We start from the raw sequence: 3,248 nt of genomic DNA, 5'->3' as shown, positions 1-3,248 counted from the left end.
AATAAAAATATATGAGAAGAAGTCCAGCAACATGGTATGAAGCCAGACTGCTGGGTGAGAACTCAGCCAGAACCTTGAAAACTGCATAGGAATGGGAAGCAGGCAGACACAGACACAGCGAAAGTTGTAGTTGTAAGTGTTTGCGAAAAAGAAGTGGTCAAGCTAATAAGAGCTGACGGTGGATACCTAGGCACACAGAGGCGAAGAAGGACGTGGTTACCGACGAAATGCTCCGGGGAGTTGGAAGCAAACATTGAGCCGGAGATATCCGAATGGGGCAACCCTAAATACTAGCTGCTGAATATATAGGCAGTTAAGAGCCAACCCAGCGAATTGAAACATCTTAGTAGCTGGAGGAAGAGAAATCAATCAAGAGATTCCCTAAGTAGTGGTGAGCGAACGGGGAAAAGCCTAAACCAAAGGGTTTACTCTTTGGGGTAGTGGGACAGCAAAATCGAATCTGAATTCTAGACGAAGCAGCGAAATACTGCACCAAAGAAAGTGAAAGTCTTGTAGTCGAAAGTTGAAGGATAGTAGCTGAATCCCGAGTAGCATGGGGCACGAGGAATCCCATGTGAATCAGCGAGGACCATCTCGTAAGGCTAAATACTACTGTGTGACCGATAGTGAACCAGTACCGCGAGGGAAAGGTGAAAAGAACCCCGGAAGGGGAGTGAAATAGAACATGAAACCGTCAGCTTACAAGCAGTGGGAGTCCGATTCAACGGATGACCGCGTGCCTGTTGAAGAATGAGCCGGCGACTTATAGGCACTGGTAGGTTAAAACGAGAATGTTGAAGCCAAAGGGAAACCGAGTCTGAAAAGGGCGTTAAATCAGTGTTTATAGACCCGAACCCTGGTGATCTAACCATGGTCAGGATGAAGCTTGGGTAACACCAAGTGGAGGTCCGAACCGACCGATGTTGAAAAATCGGCGGATGAACTGTGGTTAGGGGTGAAATGCCAATCGAACCAGGAGCTAGCTGGTTCTCCCCGAAATGTGTTTAGGCGCAGCGGTAATGAATATATCTGGGGGGTAAAGCACTGTTTCGGTGCGGGCTGGGAGACCGGTACCAAATCGAGACAAACTCAGAATACCCAGAGCACACATTGCCAGTGAGACGGTGGGGGATAAGCTTCATCGTCAAGAGGGAAACAGCCCAGACCACCAGCTAAGGTCCCCAAATCATCGCTAAGTGATAAAGGAGGTGGGAATGCACAGACAACTAGGAGGTTTGCCTAGAAGCAGCCACCCTTGAAAGAGTGCGTAATAGCTCACTAGTCAAGCGTTCCTGCGCCGAAAATGAACGGGGCTAAGCGATGTACCGAAGCTGTGGATTAGTGAATAACTAATGGTAGGGGAGCGTTCCGTGGTAGGAAGAAGCAGTAGCGGCAAGCAGCTGTGGACGAGACGGAAGTGAGAATGTCGGCTTGAGTAGCGCAAATATTGGTGAGAATCCAATACCCCGAAACCCTAAGGGTTCCTCCGCCAGGTTCGTCCTCGGAGGGTTAGTCGGGTCCTAAGGCGAGGTCGAAAGGCGTAGTCGATGGACACAGGGTGAATAATCCCTGACTATGATGTGGGAGCATTATTAGGGACGCATGAGAGATAGCCACACCCTGATTGGTTTGGGAGACGGTTACGACCGTCGAGTGGTGAAGGATAGTGCCAAGAAAAGCTAGTAATGTGATGAACACATTGTACCCGTACCCGAAACCGACACAGGTAGGGAGGTTGAGTATACCAAGGGGCGCGAGATAACTCTCTCTAAGGAACTCGGCAAAATGGCCCCGTAACTTCGGAAGAAGGGGTGCCCAAGAATTCTTGGGTCGCAGTGAAGAGATCCAGGCGACTGTTTACCAAAAACACAGGTCTCCGCGAACTCGTAAGAGGAGGTATGGGGGCTGACGCCTGCCCAGTGCCGGAAGGTTAAGGAAGTCGGTCAGTGGAAACATGAAGCTGGCGACCGAAGCCCCGGTGAACGGCGGCCGTAACTATAACGGTCCTAAGGTAGCGAAATTCCTTGTCGGGTAAGTTCCGACCCGCACGAAAGGCGTAACGATCTGGATGGTGTCTCAGAGAGAGACTCGGCGAAATAGGAATGTCTGTGAAGATACGGACTGCCTGCACCTGGACAGAAAGACCCTATGAAGCTTTACTGTAGCCTGGAATTGTGTTCGGGCTTGGCTTGCGCAGGATAGGTGGGAGGCGATGAAGTATTCCTTGTGGGGAATATGGAGCCAACGGTGAGATACCACTCTGGCGAAGCTAGAATTCTAACCTAGCACCCTAATCGGGTGTGGGGACAGTTTCAGGTGGGCAGTTTGACTGGGGCGGTCGCCTCCTAAAAGGTAACGGAGGCGCGCAAAGGTTCCCTCAGCACGCTTGGAAACCGTGCGGCGAGTGTAAAGGCATAAAGGGAGCTTGACTGCAACACCTACAAGTGGAGCAGGTACGAAAGTAGGCCTTAGTGATCCGACGGCTCAGAATGGAATGGCCGTCGCTCAACGGATAAAAGTTACTCTAGGGATAACAGGCTGATCTCCCCCAAGAGTCCACATCGACGGGGAGGTTTGGCACCTCGATGTCGGCTCATCGCAACCTGGGGCGGAAGTACGTCCCAAGGGTTGGGCTGTTCGCCCATTAAAGCGGTACGTGAGCTGGGTTCAGAACGTCGTGAGACAGTTCGGTCCATATCCGGTGCAGGCGTAAGAGCATTGAGAGGAGCCTTCCTTAGTACGAGAGGACCGGGAAGGACGCACCGCTGGTGTACCAGTTATCGTACCAACGGTAGACGCTGGGTAGCCAAGTGCGGAGCGGATAACCGCTGAAAGCATCTAAGTGGGAAGCCCACCTCAAGATGAGTGCTCTCACTACATAAGTAGGTAAGGTCACCTGTAGAACACAGGTTCATAGGCGGTAGGTGGAAGTGCAGTAATGTATGTAGCCGAGCCGTGCTAACAGACCGAGGGCTTGACCTCTGATTTTAATTTATTTCCCATTCCTTGCAGTCTTCAGGGTTTTGATGAAGTTAGCTTTTGATAGTTAGAAGCAACCAGTTATCAATCAACAAACTGTTTTATTTCTAACTCCTCACTCCTAACTCATCACTCTAAAAGTTTTCCTGGTGTCTATTGCGCGGTGGAACCACACTGAATCCTTCCCGAACTCAGAGGTGAAACGCTGCTGCGGCAACGATAGTTTAGGGGTTGCCCTACGCTAAAATAGCTCGATGCCAGGTTCTATT

2 rRNA genes are annotated in these 3,248 nt (G+C 50.7%); both read left to right on the top strand.

Annotated elements, in window-relative coordinates:
• Positions 1–155 precede the first annotated feature (155 nt).
• Positions 156–2,982, top strand: a 23S ribosomal RNA gene (locus tag GNE10_RS33270).
• A 142-nt stretch (positions 2,983–3,124) separates the two neighbouring features.
• A 5S ribosomal RNA gene (gene rrf, locus GNE10_RS33265) occupies positions 3,125–3,242 on the top strand.
• The last annotated feature ends 6 nt before the right edge of the window (positions 3,243–3,248 follow it).

Source organism: Nostoc sp. 2RC, from assembly GCF_014222165.1.
Taxonomy (GTDB): Bacteria; Cyanobacteriota; Cyanobacteriia; order Cyanobacteriales; family Nostocaceae; genus Nostoc; species Nostoc linckia.
Note: the sequence above shows the minus strand (reverse complement) of the source record. Positions and strands in the feature narration are given on the sequence as shown.